Source organism: Spirosoma arcticum, assembly GCF_054779955.1.
This window is the reverse complement of the sequence record NZ_BAAGXG010000002.1, coordinates 522,165-540,030: the sequence shown is the minus strand read 5'-3', so window position 1 is coordinate 540,030 and position 17,866 is coordinate 522,165. Positions and strand designations below refer to the sequence as shown.

General features: G+C 53.2%; 16 protein-coding genes and 1 pseudogene. 5 read left to right on the top strand and 12 right to left on the bottom strand.

What is annotated here, in order from left to right:
* Positions 1-106: 106 nt before the first annotated feature.
* A pseudogene (locus ACYVHB_RS06750) lies at positions 107-1,078 on the bottom strand (YheT family hydrolase).
* A 58-nt stretch (positions 1,079-1,136) separates the two neighbouring features.
* Between ACYVHB_RS06750 and ACYVHB_RS06745 the strand changes: the two are divergent.
* Entirely contained in the window at positions 1,137-1,583 is a 447-nt protein-coding gene (locus ACYVHB_RS06745) for a hypothetical protein (RefSeq protein WP_461050812.1), read from the top strand.
* A gap of 18 nt (positions 1,584-1,601) precedes the next feature.
* Here the strand turns inward: ACYVHB_RS06745 and ACYVHB_RS06740 are convergent, their stop codons facing one another.
* The 8 genes from ACYVHB_RS06740 to ACYVHB_RS06705 form a co-directional block, all read right to left on the bottom strand.
* The gene (locus ACYVHB_RS06740; protein ID WP_461050810.1) at positions 1,602-2,372 is read right to left on the bottom strand and encodes a glycosyltransferase family 2 protein; all 771 of its coding nucleotides are present in this window, start codon (positions 2,370-2,372) and stop codon (positions 1,602-1,604) included.
* Between the two features lie 112 nt (positions 2,373-2,484).
* Positions 2,485-3,441 carry a glycosyltransferase family 2 protein gene (locus tag ACYVHB_RS06735; protein WP_461050808.1) on the bottom strand — a complete coding sequence of 319 codons (957 nt, stop codon included), beginning with the start codon at positions 3,439-3,441 and terminating at the stop codon, positions 2,485-2,487.
* 118 nt (positions 3,442-3,559) lie between these two features.
* The gene (locus tag ACYVHB_RS06730; protein WP_461050806.1) at positions 3,560-4,384 is read right to left on the bottom strand and encodes a hypothetical protein; all 825 of its coding nucleotides are present in this window, start codon (positions 4,382-4,384) and stop codon (positions 3,560-3,562) included.
* A 173-nt stretch (positions 4,385-4,557) separates the two neighbouring features.
* On the bottom strand, positions 4,558-5,523 hold the full coding sequence (locus tag ACYVHB_RS06725) for a glycoside hydrolase family protein (RefSeq protein WP_461050804.1): 966 nt from the start codon (positions 5,521-5,523) through the stop codon (positions 4,558-4,560).
* A 32-nt stretch (positions 5,524-5,555) separates the two neighbouring features.
* Positions 5,556-7,247, bottom strand: coding sequence for a hypothetical protein (locus tag ACYVHB_RS06720; RefSeq protein ID WP_461050803.1), 1,692 nt, complete (start codon positions 7,245-7,247; stop codon positions 5,556-5,558).
* 24 nt (positions 7,248-7,271) lie between these two features.
* Entirely contained in the window at positions 7,272-8,345 is a 1,074-nt protein-coding gene (locus tag ACYVHB_RS06715; RefSeq protein WP_461050801.1) for an NAD-dependent epimerase/dehydratase family protein, read from the bottom strand.
* A 189-nt stretch (positions 8,346-8,534) separates the two neighbouring features.
* Positions 8,535-8,813 carry an RNA-binding protein gene (locus ACYVHB_RS06710; protein WP_461050799.1) on the bottom strand — a complete coding sequence of 93 codons (279 nt, stop codon included), beginning with the start codon at positions 8,811-8,813 and terminating at the stop codon, positions 8,535-8,537.
* A gap of 101 nt (positions 8,814-8,914) precedes the next feature.
* On the bottom strand, positions 8,915-10,654 hold the full coding sequence (locus tag ACYVHB_RS06705; RefSeq protein ID WP_461050797.1) for a M3 family oligoendopeptidase: 1,740 nt from the start codon (positions 10,652-10,654) through the stop codon (positions 8,915-8,917).
* Between the two features lie 174 nt (positions 10,655-10,828).
* Here ACYVHB_RS06705 and ACYVHB_RS06700 point away from each other — a divergent pair, with 174 nt between their 5' ends.
* Together ACYVHB_RS06700 and ACYVHB_RS06695 are read left to right on the top strand one after the other, a co-directional pair.
* On the top strand, positions 10,829-11,206 hold the full coding sequence (locus tag ACYVHB_RS06700) for a BlaI/MecI/CopY family transcriptional regulator (RefSeq protein ID WP_461050795.1): 378 nt from the start codon (positions 10,829-10,831) through the stop codon (positions 11,204-11,206).
* Positions 11,193-13,481 carry a M56 family metallopeptidase gene (locus ACYVHB_RS06695; RefSeq protein ID WP_461050793.1) on the top strand — a complete coding sequence of 763 codons (2,289 nt, stop codon included), beginning with the start codon at positions 11,193-11,195 and terminating at the stop codon, positions 13,479-13,481. The genes ACYVHB_RS06700 and ACYVHB_RS06695 overlap by 14 nt, the downstream gene beginning before the upstream one ends.
* 297 nt (positions 13,482-13,778) lie before the next feature.
* On the opposite strand, the gene ACYVHB_RS06690 is transcribed toward ACYVHB_RS06695, so the two are convergent.
* The 3 genes from ACYVHB_RS06690 to ACYVHB_RS06680 all read right to left on the bottom strand — a co-directional run bounded on the left by ACYVHB_RS06690 (position 13,779) and on the right by ACYVHB_RS06680 (position 16,122).
* Positions 13,779-14,852, bottom strand: coding sequence for a 2Fe-2S iron-sulfur cluster-binding protein (locus ACYVHB_RS06690; RefSeq protein ID WP_461050792.1), 1,074 nt, complete (start codon positions 14,850-14,852; stop codon positions 13,779-13,781).
* A gap of 79 nt (positions 14,853-14,931) precedes the next feature.
* On the bottom strand, positions 14,932-15,783 hold the full coding sequence (locus ACYVHB_RS06685; protein WP_461050790.1) for an N-acetylglucosamine kinase: 852 nt from the start codon (positions 15,781-15,783) through the stop codon (positions 14,932-14,934).
* An 87-nt stretch (positions 15,784-15,870) separates the two neighbouring features.
* Complete coding sequence (locus ACYVHB_RS06680; protein WP_461050788.1) at positions 15,871-16,122, bottom strand: cytochrome b5 domain-containing protein; 252 nt, start codon at positions 16,120-16,122, stop codon at positions 15,871-15,873.
* A 104-nt stretch (positions 16,123-16,226) separates the two neighbouring features.
* On the opposite strand from ACYVHB_RS06680, the gene ACYVHB_RS06675 reads away from it, so the two are divergent.
* Complete coding sequence (locus ACYVHB_RS06675) at positions 16,227-16,679, top strand: hypothetical protein (RefSeq protein ID WP_461050786.1); 453 nt, start codon at positions 16,227-16,229, stop codon at positions 16,677-16,679.
* Between the two features lie 156 nt (positions 16,680-16,835).
* Entirely contained in the window at positions 16,836-17,864 is a 1,029-nt protein-coding gene (gene thiL / locus ACYVHB_RS06670; RefSeq protein WP_461050784.1) for a thiamine-phosphate kinase, read from the top strand.
* The last annotated feature ends 2 nt before the right edge of the window (positions 17,865-17,866 follow it).

Here is a 17,866-nt window from a genome sequence, read left to right as displayed (position 1 = left end):
AGATGCGTTACTTAGGGCAAACGTATGAAGCTACAATTGCGGTCATCTTGAGCTTGTCGAAGGACGAAGGACTATGCGTCAGCAATTGTAGCAAACATCCACACACTTAACTATTTTCTTTCCTCTGCGCAAACCACAGTGCCCGCCGTTCGGCGTAGGTGTGCGGATCGCGGATGAGCGCAAACCCAACGTGGCCACCCGTGCGGGGCGTTTCCAGGAAGATGTGCGGGTGTGTTTCGGCGAGCCAGTCCGGTGAGCACTCCGGCGATAAGAGCGGGTCGTTCTGGGCGTTGAGCAATAAGGTTGGGATGGCAATGCCGTTCATAAAATTGACGGCCGATGCCTGCGCGTAAAAGTCCTCAGCGTCGCGGTAGTTATTGATGGGTGCCGAGAAAAAATCGTCAAAATCACGCCAGCGTTTCACCTGACGCAGTTTTGTCATATCTAAGCGATCAGGAAAACCAATCGCTTTCTGGCTTATTTTAACCAATAGTTTTTTCATAAACCGATTGCGGTAAAACCGGTTTGAGGGATGGTCGAGCCGTTGGGCACTGGCTTCGAGGTCCGTTGGCGAGGAGATGGCAACAGCGCATTTGATGGCAGTTGGCAGGTTCGTTCCCTGAACGCCGAGGTACTTCAGCGTGATATTACCGCCCATGCTGTAGCCTATCAGCACGACTTCATCGTATGGTCTTGCTTTTAGGGCGTGTTGAATTACTTCGCCGATGTCGCCAATTTCGCCGTGATTATAGAGCCGGAAGGCGCGGTTCATTTCGCCACTGCACGAGCGGCAATTCCAGGCCAGCACGTCGTACTCGTTCTCCGAGAAGAGTTTAGCTGTTCCCCGCATGTATTGTCGGTTACTGTCACCTTCAAGCCCGTGGGTCAAGACAATCAGCCGCCGATTACCGCGAATGATCCAGTCTAAGTCCACAAAGTCATTGTCGGAAAGGGTCAGCCGTTCGCGCTTATACGTCACGCCCATAACGGTGCGCGTCAGGCTGGGAATGATCGTTTACAAATGACCATTGTACTGATAAGCGGGCGGTCCGGCGTAAGCAGAGGGAATAAGTGGCATAGATACAGCAAACAACGCTTACTTTTGAGCTGTTGTTTTCAGACGCAACCCAAGTTCTATGGAGATTGCCCGGTACGCTTCCGTCATCCTTGCCAGCGCCATCAAGTTTTTCGGCGGTCCGTTGTCGGGTCTGGCATTGGGGCTAACCTGGCTCGAAACCGCCATTTGCACGACCCTTGGCATGATGCTGAGCGTGATTGTCGTGACCTACGCCGGAGCGGCTCTTCAAGCGCTACTGGCTCGCTACCGGTCGCGAAAACCCAAATTATTTACCAGCAGAACCCGGTTAGCCGTTCGCATCTGGAAACGGGCGGGCATGGCGGGCATCGCTTTTCTAACTCCCCTCTTATTAACGCCTATTGGTGGCACGGCCCTCGCCGTTTCGTTCCGCGTCAACCGGGGTCAACTATTCGGTTACATGCTCGTTAGCGGAGTAATCTGGGCAATTATCCAGACGCTATTGGTGTATCAATTACCGAGATTGAAGGAATTATTTGGCTGGTAGATCCGGAGATAGCATACCTCACCGGTTCACCGACTTCGGCACCGATGCCACTGATTTTTTGCGGAAATCACCCTGCGAAAAATACTTTTCGATCAGGCAATACATCAGAATGAAAAAATACCGGCTGCCCATCTCCTTGATCTTTAGCTTCGATTCACCGTATTTCCGGTTCGTCCAGCTATTGGGCACAACTTCGTAGCTATAGCCCCGCACAATAGCTTTCAGGGGCAGTTCCACGGTTAGGTTAAAGTGAGGAGCCAGAAACGGCTTTATGCCTTCAATGGTTTCGCGTTTGTAAAGCTTAAAAGCGTTGGTCGTGTCGTTGTATTTGATACCCATCACCATTTTGACGATGAAGTTGGCGACGCGGTTGATGGTTTTCTTCAGGGGCGGATAGTCGACCACTTTGCCGCCTTTGCCCCAGCGCGACCCGAACACAGCATCCACGTCAGTTTCCTGCATCTTGTTGTAATACCGAACTAAATCCTCCGGGTCGTCGGAGAGGTCGGCCATGAACACCGCCACGCAATCGCCCGAGAAACGCTCTAACCCATACCGAACCGCGTAACCGAACCCATTGGGACCAGGGTTGGTGTAATACACCAGCGTTGGAATTTCGGTAGCGGCTAATTCCTGCAACACTCGCAGCGTTCCATCTTTCGAGTTATCGTTGGTCACGCAGATTTCGTGTGAAATCCCGTGTTTGGCCAGCGTCTGATACAGCACCCGCAGCGTCGGCGGCAATGACTCTTCCTCATTGTAGGCGGGTATAACAACACTCAGCTTCATAGTGTGTCGGTAGTTTTAACTTATCAGGTATGGAATAAGCGTTTAAGTGCATGCGTGTTTACGTGTTCGATGCGCTAAAAAATAATACACTCAAACACTAAAAAACGACCTATTAACGATGCGGTAACAACCGGATCGTGCTATATATTTTTCGGATTGGTTCGGGCACAACATAATCCCGGATCACGTCTTTCGCCTTGTCCCAGCCGGGTTGACCCAAATATAAATACTTGAACACCAGACCCGCCCGGCGGAAATAACTTTGCTCATACTGCTTCGCATCGAGCATCATTCGGTAGTAACGGGCGATGTTCCGGCGCAGCACGCGGTCATATTTATGGTCCAGCTCGCGGTTTATATCGCTGTACATCCTGATCCGGTTGCGCAGAAACGTCTCATCGCGTTCATTGTCGTGGTAACTGGCACCAGCCCGGTTTTTGCGGTATACGGTCGTCACGTCGGGCAGGTAGCCAATTTTGCCGAGTTTCGCTTTTAAAATCAAGCGGGGAATATCGCCACTCGACGAATCGCTGAACCAGGCTGGGTACTCTTTGATACTATTGCGGTAGAGCGTACTCGACGTAGCCATGAACCAGATTTCGGTTTCCCCAATTAGATCATCGACCGTGTAAAACGGCTTCATGTCCGGGCCGTTGAGCAGGTGCGACGGCGCTCCATCTTCGTAGGTAATCAGCGCATTGGTGAATACCGTCGAATAGTCAGGGTGGGCGTCAAGCAGGTCGGCCTGCTTCTGGAGTTTAAGCGGGTCGGTCCAGTAGTCGTCGCCGTCCATCAGTGCATAATACTCGCCCTTGGCTAACTTCAGCGTCTCCAAAAAGTTGATACCGCCGTTCTTGCCCATGTTGCGCGGGTGCAGCACGCCAATGACCAAACCGGGATGCTGGCGTTCGTATTCTTGGATAATCTCCCGCGTACCGTCCGTCGAAAAGTCATCGCCAACCAGAATTTCGATGGGAAATGTGGTTGTCTGGGCAAGTGCGCTGTCAATGGCCTTGCGGATGAACTTGTACTGATTATAAGTGATAATCAGAACACTAACTTTAACCATAGGCTAAAATGAACCCGGTTCGCACGCAGGTAGCTGGGTGCAAACCGGGTTCTTCGTTGGTAACAAAGATAACACCGGGCGGACGGTTTCATGCCATGCGCTGACCGCAATTTGCGGTCTATGCGGCTGCTTCCGTCGATTCGTTTTTGGCCGTTTTGATTTTCGTTTTCCAGCCCTGCGGCTCATCCTTGTCGGCGGGCGTTCCCCAGGGGTTGTAAAAGGGCAAAATAGCCACCCAACGCCCGGCGGGGTCGTCCCAACTGAAGCGGTCGGCAAAGCTCGACGGGCTAACCCAGTGCGGCAAATCGTACCGGAACAAAATCAGGTCGCCCCGATCCTGATGACCTTCGGTTTCAACAATGGTGTCGTTGATGATGTAGCCCGTACCACCCGAATGGTATTCCTGCCCATACTGGTTTAGAGCCAGAATTTGCCCCACCTGCTGCGGATGAAGCGGGTGCCAGTGCCGTCCGAAAAAGCTGCCGCCCATTGGGTAATGCGTAATTTGGGGATGGAAATAAGCTTTCCCCTCTTGAAAGCCAAACTGCTCGTCGTTGCCGGTCAGGGCGTTCCAAAACTGCCGCAACGGGTCGAAAACAGGCATCAGGTTCTCTTTGTAGTTGCCACCGATACTGTCCAGATCGTCGAACGTATGATCGTGGAACAGTTGCGGAGCCTGCTGGATTTTGGCAATGTGCAGACGGTGTTTGTGCTGGTTATTACGGAACGTGTCGGGGGCGTCGGCCAAGGGCGTCTCCGCCGACCAAGCGCGGGTAGCGTCGATGGCTCCGTTGAGCAGTTCCTGCGAAATCCCGGTTTTGACAATGACAATGTTTGGTTCGTTGACCAACCGCATCACCTCTTCATACGGAACTTCGGGAACGATGCGTCCATCTTTGAACTCAGCATCAACTTTTATGAGGTATTTTGCTACTTCTTTCATGGTGTATTGCTTACGGATTAACGCACTGCAAAATAGGGCGATAGGCGTTTAAGTACCAAATTAAAGGGTCTTCTGTTAGCGTGTGGCAGGGCAGGGTAAAGAATGAATAATGTAGAATGGACAATGTAGAATAAATAATGAAAGACCACGCGGCATTGTCCCTTTTACATTATTCATTCCACATTATCCATTCCCTTCACCGCGTAGCCGAAGCCCGACGCGCCGAAGCCATTGCCGTTGTAGAACATAACCCATTCGTTGTTGTGCGGGAAGATATGGCAATAGTCCATCATCATTGAGTCCCAGCCGTCGACCGACCGTTCGATGCCTGCCTGGTCGTCTTTGCGCTCCCAAACCAGACCATCGGTCGATTCGGCGTAGCCAATGCGGTAACTGCGTTGCACGTCGGTGCGGTAGTTGGTGGCGTTTCGGTAGGAGAAATACATCTTGTACAAGCTACCTTCCTTATACACCGTCGGGCGGCCGATGGCGTCGGTGAATTTGTCATAGCCTACGCAGACGTGGCCGGTACGTTCCCAGATAATGCCATCGACAGACTCGGCATATTTCACGTCGTAGAATGGTTCGGGATGGCCGTTGATAACTTCGATTTTAGTGCAGGATAGATACCACATCCGCCAGCGGACGGTTCCATCGGCGTTTTCTTCGCGCATGACGCAGGGCTGCGCTACCCAGACCTGATCGTAAATGGACCGGTCGAGCAAGGGACCCGTGTATTTGCGCTCGAATGTCAATCCCCTGTCGCGGCTGATAGCCAGACCAATACCGAGCCGGTAACTGGCGGTTTCGCTCTTATTCCAACCCGTGTAATACAACCAGATTTCGTCGCCTGTATCAGTGGGCACGGTCATAAACCACGACGGCATAGCGCCCGTTTCGTCGAACATTCCAACCGCACCTTTGGTCAGGCAGGGCCGGTCGTGAACGTAGGTGACTTTTGATAAATCGCTGGAATCGAGTTCGACAAACGAGGTTGCCGACGAGCTGTTTTCGTCGCGGGTGGCAAAATACACACGCAGTTTATCGGCCATCGGAAAACCGAACGGGACTTGCGCATGGGTGCGGCTAAATGGCTGCGAGCCGTCGGGTTTGTAAATAAGTCCTTTTTTTGTCCACATAGAATGGGCGGTGTATCGTCAAGTAAAACTCATCAAAAACCGGACCGAACGGCAAGTGGTTGGTTGGCAGCCGGGTGGCCCTTAACACGGTCATATCGAACGTAAATACGGGCATCATTCACAAGACCAGCGTATTTATAATGGGCCGCTACAAACTGGCCCAGCGGTTTAATCAATTCGTGCCCCTGCGTTTTCCGGTCCGTCATCCAAAGATTCTTCCGACCAACGGCGTCCACAAAAACGGGTGGAAACGAACGCATAAAATCGCGCACATACCGCTGCTGATACGTGGCCACCAGCGGATGCGTAAATGCGCTGCGAATGGAGTGATTCTCGGCGACACCCTGCGGCATCTGCGTTTGCACGTAATAGTCGCAGCGCCATCCCCAAACCACCAATTTCTCGCCGGGCCGGGCGTAGTTGGCTACGAACTTGGACACGGGTGATGGTTGCAGCCGCCAGCCGTTCTGCCGGTCGGATGGATACGGGTTGATAACGATTCCGTGCCGGTAACGCTGAAGTGTCTGTACACCAAACAGACCAAGAAAAGCAGCCAATGCAACCACACTCACCCACCAGCCCAGGCGGTCGTTAACCAGCAACTGCTGCCAGCCATAGCCCAACCCGAACAACAGCGGCCCCGTCAGAAAGTACAGGTAATGCACATACCCGGAACCGGTTCGGGTGATGGCAAAAAGCGTTGCAACGAGCAGCATGATGATGAACCCGCCAACTTGCCCCGTTTTGCGACTAAACCCGGCTTTCCGACGCAGCGCCAGCACGAGACCCACGAGCCATACCCCAGCTGTTAGTTTAACAAGCCAGTCAAATTCGTCACCCTTGCGAAAGAAATTGGGCAGGTCCAGCAGGCTTTCCAGTTGGTTCGTGTTACCGCCATACTGGAAATTGCCGAGAATATAGAATGTTACAAAGTCGTCGTACACACCGTTGAGCCAGGTCAGCAACACGACGAGCAGGGGGAACAGGGCCGCGCAAATTCCCAGCAGCCCAATCTGCCCAAGTTTAGCCGATACCGTCCCCCGTCGGCGGCTCAGCAGGTCAATGACTAAGAACAAGCCGATCACTGCCGCTAACGGAACCGCCTGTAACTTGCTGAACGGAACCATACCAAGCAGCAAACCAGCCAGCGCAATGCGGCCCAGCGCGGGCTGGGTTTGGGTTAGCTGCGTGGCATACAGATAATAGCTCCCACCCAGCAACACCAGCGCAATCAACTCGCTGTTATAATGCAGAAAGTCACCGTTTTGGGTCAGACCAAGCATGAATACGACGGGCAGCAACGCAAGCCGCGCAGCCGTCTCTCCAAACCACAACCGCGCCGTCAACAGCAACAGCCATAGATACACGGCGACTAATCCGAAGGCTGTGAGGTGAGCGGTAATGTAGTCGAATGGCAGGCCGAGCAGACCGGGCAGCACCAGAAAATAACTGTCCAATGGTCCGGCCGTTGTTCCATCCACTGACTGAAAATAAACGGGATTTTGCCGCAGCGTGAGTGCCTGCGTAAGCATCTGACTTTCGTCGGGATTGACTTCGGCGTTGAACACAATACTGGGCAGACGCAGCAGAAACAGCAATCCAACCGCCAGAATTACGAACACCCGCCAATTCACCGTCGGGCGAAAAGCCAGCCACAATACCCCCCAGCAAAGCGCATAAACGGGTAGCGAGTACAGAATTGGGTACGTATCGAAATGGGGCATCGGGCGGTTGTCGGGCAAACTACCTTACTTCGCCACGGCTAAGCGGGCCGCCATGCTGTCGTGAATCTGAACCATCGTTTCCTTTAAATCGTAGGTCCAGTCCCAGCCGGGATAATGCTCCTTAAACTTGTTCAAGTTAGAAATGTACCAGATATGGTCACCGCTGCGGTTCGTTTCCGAGTACTGGTAATTCATTTTGTTACCCGAAATTTCTTCGCATAATGCAATGGCTTCGAGCATTGAACAGTTGGCGTAGCGGCCACCACCGGCGTTATAGACTTCGCCCGAACGAGGCTTCTGGTAGAAATGCCAGAACATATTCACCAGATCCCAGCTATGAATATTGTCGCGGACCTGCTTGCCTTTGTAGCCGAAAATTGTGTACTGATTGCCCGTGATGGCGCATTTCATCAGGTACGACAAAAACCCGTGCAACTGCGCCCCGGAGTGATTTGGCCCCGTCAGGCAACCGCCCCGGAATACGCCCGTGTTCATGCCAAAGTACCGGCCATACTCCTGCACCATCACGTCGGCGGCAACTTTAGAAGCCCCAAAAACGGAGTGCTTCGTGTGGTCGATACTCATGAATTCGTCGATTCCATCCTTAAAATACGGGTGGTTCTGGTCGATTTCCCAGCGCGTTTCGGTTTCGATCAGCGGCAGGAAGTTCGGGTTGTCGCCGTATACTTTGTTGGTCGAGGTGAAAATAAATACAGCTTCGGGCGCGTGCAGGCGCGTCATTTCGAGCATATTCAGCGTGCCAACGGCGTTAACGCCAAAATCGGTGAACGGCTCACGGGCGGCCCAGTCGTGGGAGGGTTGCGCGGCCGTGTGCAGCACCAATTTGATATCCTTGCCGAATTCCTGAAAAATCGTTTCCAACTGCGCTACTTCCCGAATGTCGGCCGGGCGGTGTGCGTAGTTAGCATAAGTGTCGGCTAACCGGTCGCGGTTCCATTCTGTGGAGCCGTCGGCTCCGAAAAAGTACTGCCGCATGTTGTTGTCGATGCCAACGATGAGATCGAATTTGTCGGCGAAAAACGCGACGGCTTCACTGCCAATCAGACCGGCCGAGCCCGTGACTAATGCAATATTCATGATGTTTCTGGTACGTTTAGCGGTTTGGTTAACCGAATAATACTATTAACGGCTGTATTCAGGTGGGCAAAGTAAAGAAAAAAAACAATGCGTCAGGTCAAGGTCTTAGCCTGAGGGCCTATATAGCAAAAGCGGTAACGAAGCCAATACTGGTTTCGTTACCGCTTTCATCAGGCGTCTACCCGTTGGTTACGCCCCTTCACCAATCGTACCGGTGCCAAACAGTTTATCGCGAATTTTTTGCGTCCGCTCCTCCAAGGCCGGGTTTGGCGTGTACTTATACGTCGACTGCACAGCCGCCGAGTCTTTGCCTTTACCGTACACTTCTTCGTCACCCGCCTGATAGTCGGGGTCGTAATCACCCGCCCGGACGTCGGCCTGCCGAATCGTATTATATTTCTGATAGTCGCAGGACGCCAGCGACAGCATTGCCACGACGGCTACTCCTCCAATCCACAAACGTTTCATAATCACTTGGGCCTAAATTATGGGACAAAATTAGTTAATAGTCGTTAGTCGTTAGTCGTTGGCCATCAGTTTTTTTGGCAGATCGGCCCGTCAGCACCCTGCTAACGACTTACGGCTAATTTTTCGATCTCTTCCCGGACGAAACCCATCAACTCCCGAATGTGTTCGCGTGAGAAATCAAACGGAACGTTGGCGGCTGCGTAGATGTCACGAATGGGCGCTTTATAGCCCATTTGCAGTGCCGCTTTATAGCCCTGCAAACCCGCCTGCGGATTGCGCCGGTAGTTTCGCCAGACGCCAATCGCGCCTAACTGCGCAATGCCATACTCGACGTAATAGAACGGCACTTCGTAGAGGTGCAACTGCCGCTGCCACCCATATTCCTTGTACTGAGCAACCCCAGTCCAGTCCGTTACGGTATCGGCAAACTGTTCGTAAATACGGAGCCAGTGCTGACGGCGCTGGACAACGGTATGACCCGGATTTTCGTAGATCCAGTGCTGAAATTTGTCGATAGTGGCCACCCACGGCAGCGTTTCAATAATGGATTCGAGGTGCTGAAGTTTCGCCCGGCGCAGTTCTTCAGGATCATCGAAAAACACATCCCAGTGGTCCATCGTCAGCAGTTCCATACTCATCGACGCCAGCTCGGCCACTTCCATCGGTGGATTTCGGAACGCTTTTAGCGGTAAATCGCGCGTCAGGAACGAATGCACGGCATGACCACCTTCGTGAACCATCGTGACTAAGTCGCGCAGACTCGACGTGGCGTTCATAAAAATAAACGGTACGCCAATTTCTTCGAGCGGGTAATTGTAGCCACCCGGTCCCTTGCCCTTTCGCGACTCCAGATCGAGGTGGCCCATTGCCCGCATAATGCGCAGGTCGTTCCCCAACTCCACATCGAGCCGGTCGAAGCAAGCGATGCTTTTTTCGAGCAGTTCAGCCCCGGTAGCGAACGGTTTCAGGGGCGGGCGGCCCGCTACATCGACTCTGCTATCCCAAGGCCGGAGCGGATCGACCCCCAACGACTGCTTTCGCTGCTTCGCCAATTGATTTAGCATCGGCACTACGGCTTCGGCAACTGACTCGTGGAAATCAAAACAGTCTTCAGCGGTGTAATCGAAGCGGCCGAGGGCGGCAAACGAATAATCCCGAAAATTGGCAAACCCGGCATTGACCGCTACCTGATGGCGCAGGTCGCGCAGCCGGTCGAAGAGTTGATCGAGCGTGTTATGGTCCTTGTAGCGCCGTTCCCAGATTTTCCGCCAGGCCGTTTCCCGCACCGCCCGGTCGGTCGATTGCAGCAGATCGCTGGCTTCGGGCAGCGTAAGTTCCCGCCCGTTGATGGAAACGGTCATGGCTCCGGCAATGGCCCCGTACTTGCGCTCCTCCGTCTGAATTTCGGTTTGAAGCGGAATGTTTTCATTACGGAAAATCTCGATGGCTTTCTTCATTCCCCGCACCATCACCTCATAACCTTCGTCGGTCAACTGGCTCAGGTAAGGGCTGCTCACGGCTTTCAGATCAAGCTCATTGCCGTACTCCGTCATGGCGGGCTGAATCTGCTCAATAAAGAAGTTAAGCTCCTGAATCAAAGCCTCGTTAGTCGTGTCGCAGGTCATTCGGATATAGCGCCACGCAAAATTTTCGGACAGATACGATTCCAGTTCGCTCCGGTTCGCGAACCACTGCCGCAAATCGTCGGCATCATGGATGGGGCGATCGAGCAAATCGTCATAAAAGGGTTTGACCGTATCCCAATCTTTCAGTTCAATAGTTTCCCCAATAAACTGGCGGAGTGAACGGGTCAGAATAGTGGTGATTTCTTGGTGAACCATATGCGTATCTTGGTGGCACGGCATTCCGGCGGCCACGTCCGGCTGAAAAAGATTACACCCGGATGTGGCCTTCCAGGATACATCAAAAAGCCTTTGTAAAACTTTTTTGTTCACCAATTTGCATCTACGAATAGTTTCGTATAGGTTTGTTACGAAATCATTCGTAGACACTTGATGAAGCCAACCGATTCTGAACTGGAGATCCTGCACGTACTCTGGACAAGTGGTCCCAGCACGGTGCGGCAAGTACACGAGCGACTAAGTTTAAGCCGGGATATTGGCTACACAACAGCCCTCAAATTAATGCAGATTATGCACGAAAAGGGGTTGCTGACCCGCGAGGAAACCAACCGATCACACACCTACGCAGCGGCCGTAACCGAAGAAGACACGCAGCGCGGCCTGGTTGACCGCTTCGTTGAAACGGCTTTCCGGGGTTCGGCGTCGAAGCTGGTGATGCAGGTACTGGGCCAGCATAAAACCTCGCGACAGGAGTTGGACGAAATAAAAAAACTGTTAAACCAAATCAATTCAGCCGATGAATCCAACTGATTTTTTGTCCGGTTCCGCTGCCGATGCACTGGGCTGGACGCTGCTTCACGCGCTTTGGCAGGGTTTTGCGCTGGTGTTGCCAACGGCAGTGGTTCTGCACCTGTTGCAAAACCGGTCGAGTGCTCTTCGCTACCAAATAAGCGTACTAACCTTGACGGCTCAGTTGCTGCTGTCGGCCGCTACATTCGTTTGGTACTATAAACCGACGGTTAGCCTTGTAAACACCGCCGTTCGTTCAACGGTAGTTCAATCGCTGCCTGTTCGCTGGCAGACAATAGCTCAAACCCTGCCCTGGCACCAGCAGGTGCAGCAATTTTTAGAAATTCACTTAGGCCAATTTGTGCTGATTTACCTGATTGGCGTGGTTCTGTTCGGGCTGCGGCTGGCGGGTGGCTGGGTCTACCTGCAACGCCTGAGCCGAACCGCTACACAATCCAGTACTCAAAAATGGACCGAGTTAACCGATGCGTTACGGTCGGCGATGGCCATACGGGCCGTCGTTCAGGTGCGCGAATCAGCCCGGATTATGGTACCAATGGTTGCAGGCATACTAAAGCCGGTGTTGCTGTTACCCATTGGGCTGGTCGCTAACCTGTCCGTGCGCGAGGTTGAAGCCGTGCTGGCCCATGAACTGGCACACATCAAACGGCACGACTACGCCGTCAATCTGCTTCAGTCGGTGATGGAAGTGTTGTATTTTTTTCATCCGGCCTTGTGGTGGCTATCGGCGCGGGTGCGGGAAGAGCGCGAACACTGCTGCGACGATCTGGCGGTGCAGGCAATCGGGGGCGACGGGCGCATTCTGGCGCAGGCACTGGCCCGCGTTGAAGAGTTACGCCTGACACAGACCATGCAATCCCCCGCGCTGGCAATGGCATTCGCCACGAAACGGCAGCAACTATTGCATCGTGTCCGGCGAGTGCTGGGTATTCAAACGCGGCCGTTTGTCTCGAACAGTAGCTTGGTGGGGCTGACGCTGGCCACGGTGTTGCTGGTGAGCGTGTCGGTCTACGCCGTGCAACAGGACAAGCAACCGAAACCGAAATCGAAACCCCGCACAACTCAGCCGCAAGCCACCCGGCGGCACAAAGTCGATGGCAATTCGGAATACGGTATGGCGGGCGACAGGAAAGTCAGTTACGTCATCTGGAAAGGGCAGAAATTACCGGCTACCCGCGTTGCCCAACTACAACGCCAACTCGATCAGGTGATGGCCGGGCAACTCTCACTCGATGCCGTCAAGCAACCCGACCGGGACATTCTGCTGACGATTATCGAGAAGAACAATGCGTTTGACGACGGTATGGATGGATTGGCAGCCGGGTTAGCGCACCTCGATTACAACAACATCATCAAAACGGGCCTGGATGCCGCCAACGCAGCGGGCACATTCCCAGTCAATGTGGATAGTATGTTGAAAGAAGTTGAGAAGATCAACTACAACAGCTTGATTGGTGATGCGATGGCGACTGTTTCAAATCTCAATACTTCCTCTGATTCGCTCGATAAACAACGAGCCTACCACCAGCGGCAAATGGATAGTCTAAGCCAGTTGATAGCCCAACGTTCTCAACAAATGCAGTCAATACAGCTACAGATGGAGAAATTCAGGTTTCCGATGGAAGAAATCACCCGAAACAGTGAGGTTTTACAATGGAAAAAGGATAAACTGATGGAGCAACGGGATGCTTTGATTGAAAAACATCAACGGTTACTGCACAACGACGGTAAACAGAAGCTTAGCCAGGCTGACGTTGAAAAGCAGTTGGCCGCTCTTGAACCAGAAATCAAGAAGCTGGAAGGCAACATGGAAGAGCTGAATAAGCAGTTTGAGACCGTCAATACAAAGCAGGATGAGTTTAAACAGCCGATGGACAAGTTGAAGCGGGAAGCCGAACAACTTGAAGAGCAGATTGGTGAGCTATCAGATGAAATCGGCAGACATAGCGACGGTTTGGTTGGTTTTATGAACCTCAATCACGAGTTAAATTTAAACTTAAATAAAGAGCTGAATGTAAATCTGAACAGAGAATTAAGCAGTCAAAAGCGGCAGATAGATCGACAGCTTCGCGAGATGAAACTGAATTTGAACAGTTTGCATGAATCTGCTCGGAAAGTTAATCGAACGACTCCGGTTCGCCCGCCACGCCCACCAAAACCCGCGAATGCAATCCGGCCAGCCATACCCGCCATACCCCCTGCTCCGGTTGTGGCACCCACACCGAAGCCGAGCGTTGCGCCCACGCCGAAGGTTGCTCCGGCTCCGAAACCGTAAATAGAGAAAAGTGCGCTACTTGTTTGACCGGAGAATTTTAGATCTGCTGAAATTTTAGATCAAAAAAACTGTGAATTGAACTACGTAGTCACCGGTCGTCCCGTAGGGACGTAACAGCGTAGCGTCGGTTTGATGCGGTTAGCCTAACCGACGCTGCGCTGTTACGTCCCTACGGGACGAAAACTAACGTGTTTATTTTGTTTCTACCAACGCCTGCGTCTGTTGTGTCCCTACAGGACGATGAATAAGCCACATTACGATGGTGAAACAAGCGAATGCTTTCTACCCGCGCTGCTTCTAATCAATTTCAATCACCACATCCCGCCCGACCGGGTGCGCCACGCAAGTCAACACGTAGCCCGCTTTCAATTCAGATTCCGACAAGCCATCTTCTTCGTCTAATTTGACGGTGCCCGACGTGCATTTGCCGAGACAGGCCGTACACATACCCGCCTGACACGAATAAGGCAGGTCAATATCCAGTTCCAGGGCCGCTTCCAGAATGGTCTGGTGCGGAGCCACGGCAAACTTGTATTCGCTGCCCTCGTAAAGCACCGTCACCTCCGGCGATCCGTCGATATCGTTGTCCGTCAGCGGTTCTTCAAGTACGTCGCCAGCGGCAACGGGGGCCGTTATGTAACTTTCCTTGTGAACACGCTCGGCCGGAACGCCTACCAGCGCGAGTGCTGAGCGGGCTTCGGCCATCATGCCATCGGGGCCGCACAGGTACACACTCGCGTTCTGCCGGTCGGCCGCTGGTACATCCTCCAGCAAGCGGGTTAGCGTGTGCTGATTCAACCGCCCGTCGAGACCGGTCCAACTAGCAGTGGGCTGGCTCAGCACGTGCGTCGTCCGAAAGCGCGATTGGCCGTATGCCTGCTCCATGGCATCTAAATGAGCTTTGTAAATAATCGACTCCTGGCTACGATTGCCGTATATGAGCCAAATGCGGCTGTTTGGCTCAACGTGAAGGGCCGATTTAGCCATCGAAAACAGGGGCGTTATACCGCTGCCCGCCCCAATCAGGATAATCGTCCGGCGATTTGTCGGGTCCAGCTTCGGCACAAACGTACCCATTGGTTCCAGCGTTTCGAGAATATCGCCGGGGTGAATGCGGTCACATAAATAATTGGAGACCAAGCCACCTGGCACCCGCTTCACCGACACGGCCAGCGACACATCGACGTGGGGCGACGACGCCATTGAGTAAGACCGGCGCACTTTCTGACCGTTGATATTGAGCAGGAAGGTCAGAAACTGACCCGGCTGATACCGAATTTCTTCGCTGATGGGGTGCCAGAAGGTTATCGTCACGGCGTCGGGCGTTTCCCGGACGACGTCTTTTACTTTCAAAAAATATCTTGCTGCCATTCGTGTTATTTCAGGTTGTTGTGGTTTAAACCGCATCGGCAGACCGACAGAGGAGTTTAAACTTTACTGCAAAAGTACGTCAGGCCCGCCATTGATGAAATTCAGCCAATCGCTCGGCGGGGGCTTTCACAATGCGTCCCATGATCAAACCGGTTCGTAAAACAGCTTGTTCCAGCGATTCGGCGAAGTAGTATGCCACGGAGCCAACAAAATGCACTGACCAAGTATCAGCTTCGGGGAACCGCCTGACGTAGGTAACAAGAAACTGGTTAAACGCATCCGTCACCAGCCCAACGATGTGTGGATGCGTGATGTTTTGGGACAAAAACGGGGTGAAGTGGGCGAAATAGCGATTCGGAAACGGCTTCTGGTAAGCGTTTTCCAATAGAGTCGGTCGGTCGAGGGCATACTGGTTTTGGAACGCGTCGCGTAGATCGGTGGGTAGCCGTTCCTGAAAAAAATCCCGGACGAGTGTTTTGCCGAGGTGTCCACCACTGCCTTCGTCACCGAGCCAGAACCCCAGCGACTGAATGCCCTGTGTAATCTGACTGCCATCGTAGCAGCAGGCGTTTGACCCCGTTCCCAGAATACAAACGATACCCGGTTCCCGGCCCGCAGCGGCCCGGGCCGCACCCAGCATGTCACTATTGACCTGGACAGTCTGCACACCCGGCAACACCGCCCGCAAGGCATTGGCCACGATGGGATTCACCGCCGGACCGCTGCACCCGGCTCCGTAGAAAAACACGTCCGACACCATCTCGCCATGCAGCGCAGGTACTAACTGCGCCCGGAGTGTATCCGCAATTTGATCGGTCGTCTGATAATATGGATTGAATCCATCCGTTTGAAAATCAGTAGCCTGTTTGTCAGGGCCAATGAGCCGCCAGTCGGTTTTGGTGGAGCCGCTGTCGGCAATGAGCTGGATCATGTGGTTTATAGTTTGTGCGGTTCCCCGCCGGGATTCGTAGTTGCTGCCGCCGGAATACGTTTGCGGTAGCAGCTACGAATCCCGAACCTAAACAAGCCTTCCTACCACCGGAAATTTGGCAAATACCCAATCAGCGTGGGGGGCGTAGGCAAGTTCGGCAGTGAGGTCCTGCCCGGCCCAATGTTCGTAGTGCTTACCGGCGCGCCACAGCCGCGACGCCGATACGTCGTAGATGATGGCCTGGTAAGCACACCAGATTTCGTCGCGGTCAGCGCCGTTGCGCAGGGCCAACTGTGCACGGGTATAGGTTGTAAGCAGGTCAATACGTTCGGGCGTCATATCGTCCGTTTAGTCAATGGAGGAATTTATTGGGCACCCTTTTTGCGGGTGACAACAAAATTAACGTAACTTTAGCCACTTCTGATTCGATGCAACAGTTAACTATGAGAAAGACTTCGTTCATTGCTTTTCTTTCAATACTGACCCTATTCAGCGTGCTGACGGGTTGTAACAAGAACAAAGTAGCCCCCGTTTCGGAGCGTATTGCTAAAGTATGGACCGCCCAGAAAGTTGACGAAAGCAACATAACGGTTTATACGCGGGGGGTCACTCCTTTTGTCCGTAATTATGCCGCGTTCAAACTCGACTTAAGCGCCCCGCCTGCCGTTCGTTTCACCAACTACGATGGCATTACCACGGCCATTGGTCAATACTCGCTCCCTTCCGACAACCGGTTGGTACTGACGGGCCTGACTCCCCAACTAACCGACGTAACAAACGGTACCATTGAATTTACCATTGATGGAATCAGCGATACCGAACTAAGAATAACCCGGACATCGGGAGACCGCAAAACGGGCAACACGATTAATAAGTATACGTTGACGAACCCGTAGCGTCCACAAACTAATTGCTGTAGTAAGCCGTTCCGTAGGTCAAGCGGAACGGCTTTTTTAATGGATAATCGGTCCGCCGAAGCGGTGGAATGGATAATGGATAATGCTGTTCGCAAATTCATTATTCATTCCACATTATCCGTTTTACATTGGACTATGACGGACCTTAATACCATTGGCGAAATTGGCCTGATCGACCGGATTCGGCAGGCCACCCCCGCCCCACTCCACCCCGAAACCGTGCGCGGCATCGGCGACGACGCAGCCGTATTCGACTGGGGCAATGACTACGGCCTACTGACGACCGATATGCTCGTGGAAGGAATTCATTTCGATCTCACGTACGTGCCGCTTAAGCACCTCGGCTACAAAGCCGTAGCCGTTAACGTGTCGGATATTGCCGCCATGAATGGCCTACCCGTGCAAATCACGGTGAGCATTGGCCTGAGCAGCCGGTTTCCCATCGAAGCCGTCGATGAGCTGTATGACGGCATCCGGGCGGCCTGCGCGGCTTACCATGTCGATTTGGTGGGGGGCGACACAACGGCCTCGCGTTCAGGACTAATTATATCAGTATCGGTGTTAGGCAAGGTGCCCAAAGACCTCATTACCTACCGAAACACCGCTCAGGCGAATGATGTCGTTTGCGTTACGGGCGACTTAGGCGCGGCTTATCTGGGATTGCAACTGCTGGAGCGTGAGAAGCAGGTTTTCTTAGCCGATCCAAATATGCAACCCGATCTCTCCGAAGAACGGGCGTACTTAGTGCAGCGCCAACTCCGCCCGGATGCCCGCACCGACATCGTTCATGAACTGCGCGACCTCGGCATCCGGCCCACAGCCATGATCGACATCTCGGACGGGCTGGCCTCCGAATTACTTCACATTTGCCGACAATCGGGAACGGGCGCGGTTATTTTCGACGAAAATATTCCCATCGACGACCAAGCGCTGTTAGCCGCCGATGAGTTCAAAATTAGCCCCGTTACGGCCGCGCTGAACGGGGGCGAAGACTACGAACTGCTCTTTACAGTCCGCCCGCAGGAGTTTGAAAAGCTATCGACCAACGCCCGCATCACCGCCATCGGCTACCTCACCGCCGACCCCACGCAGGTTGTTTTGGCAACCAAAGCCGGGCAGCAAACGCCCATTCGGGCGCAGGGCTGGGCAACGGCGGGGGTGTGAAG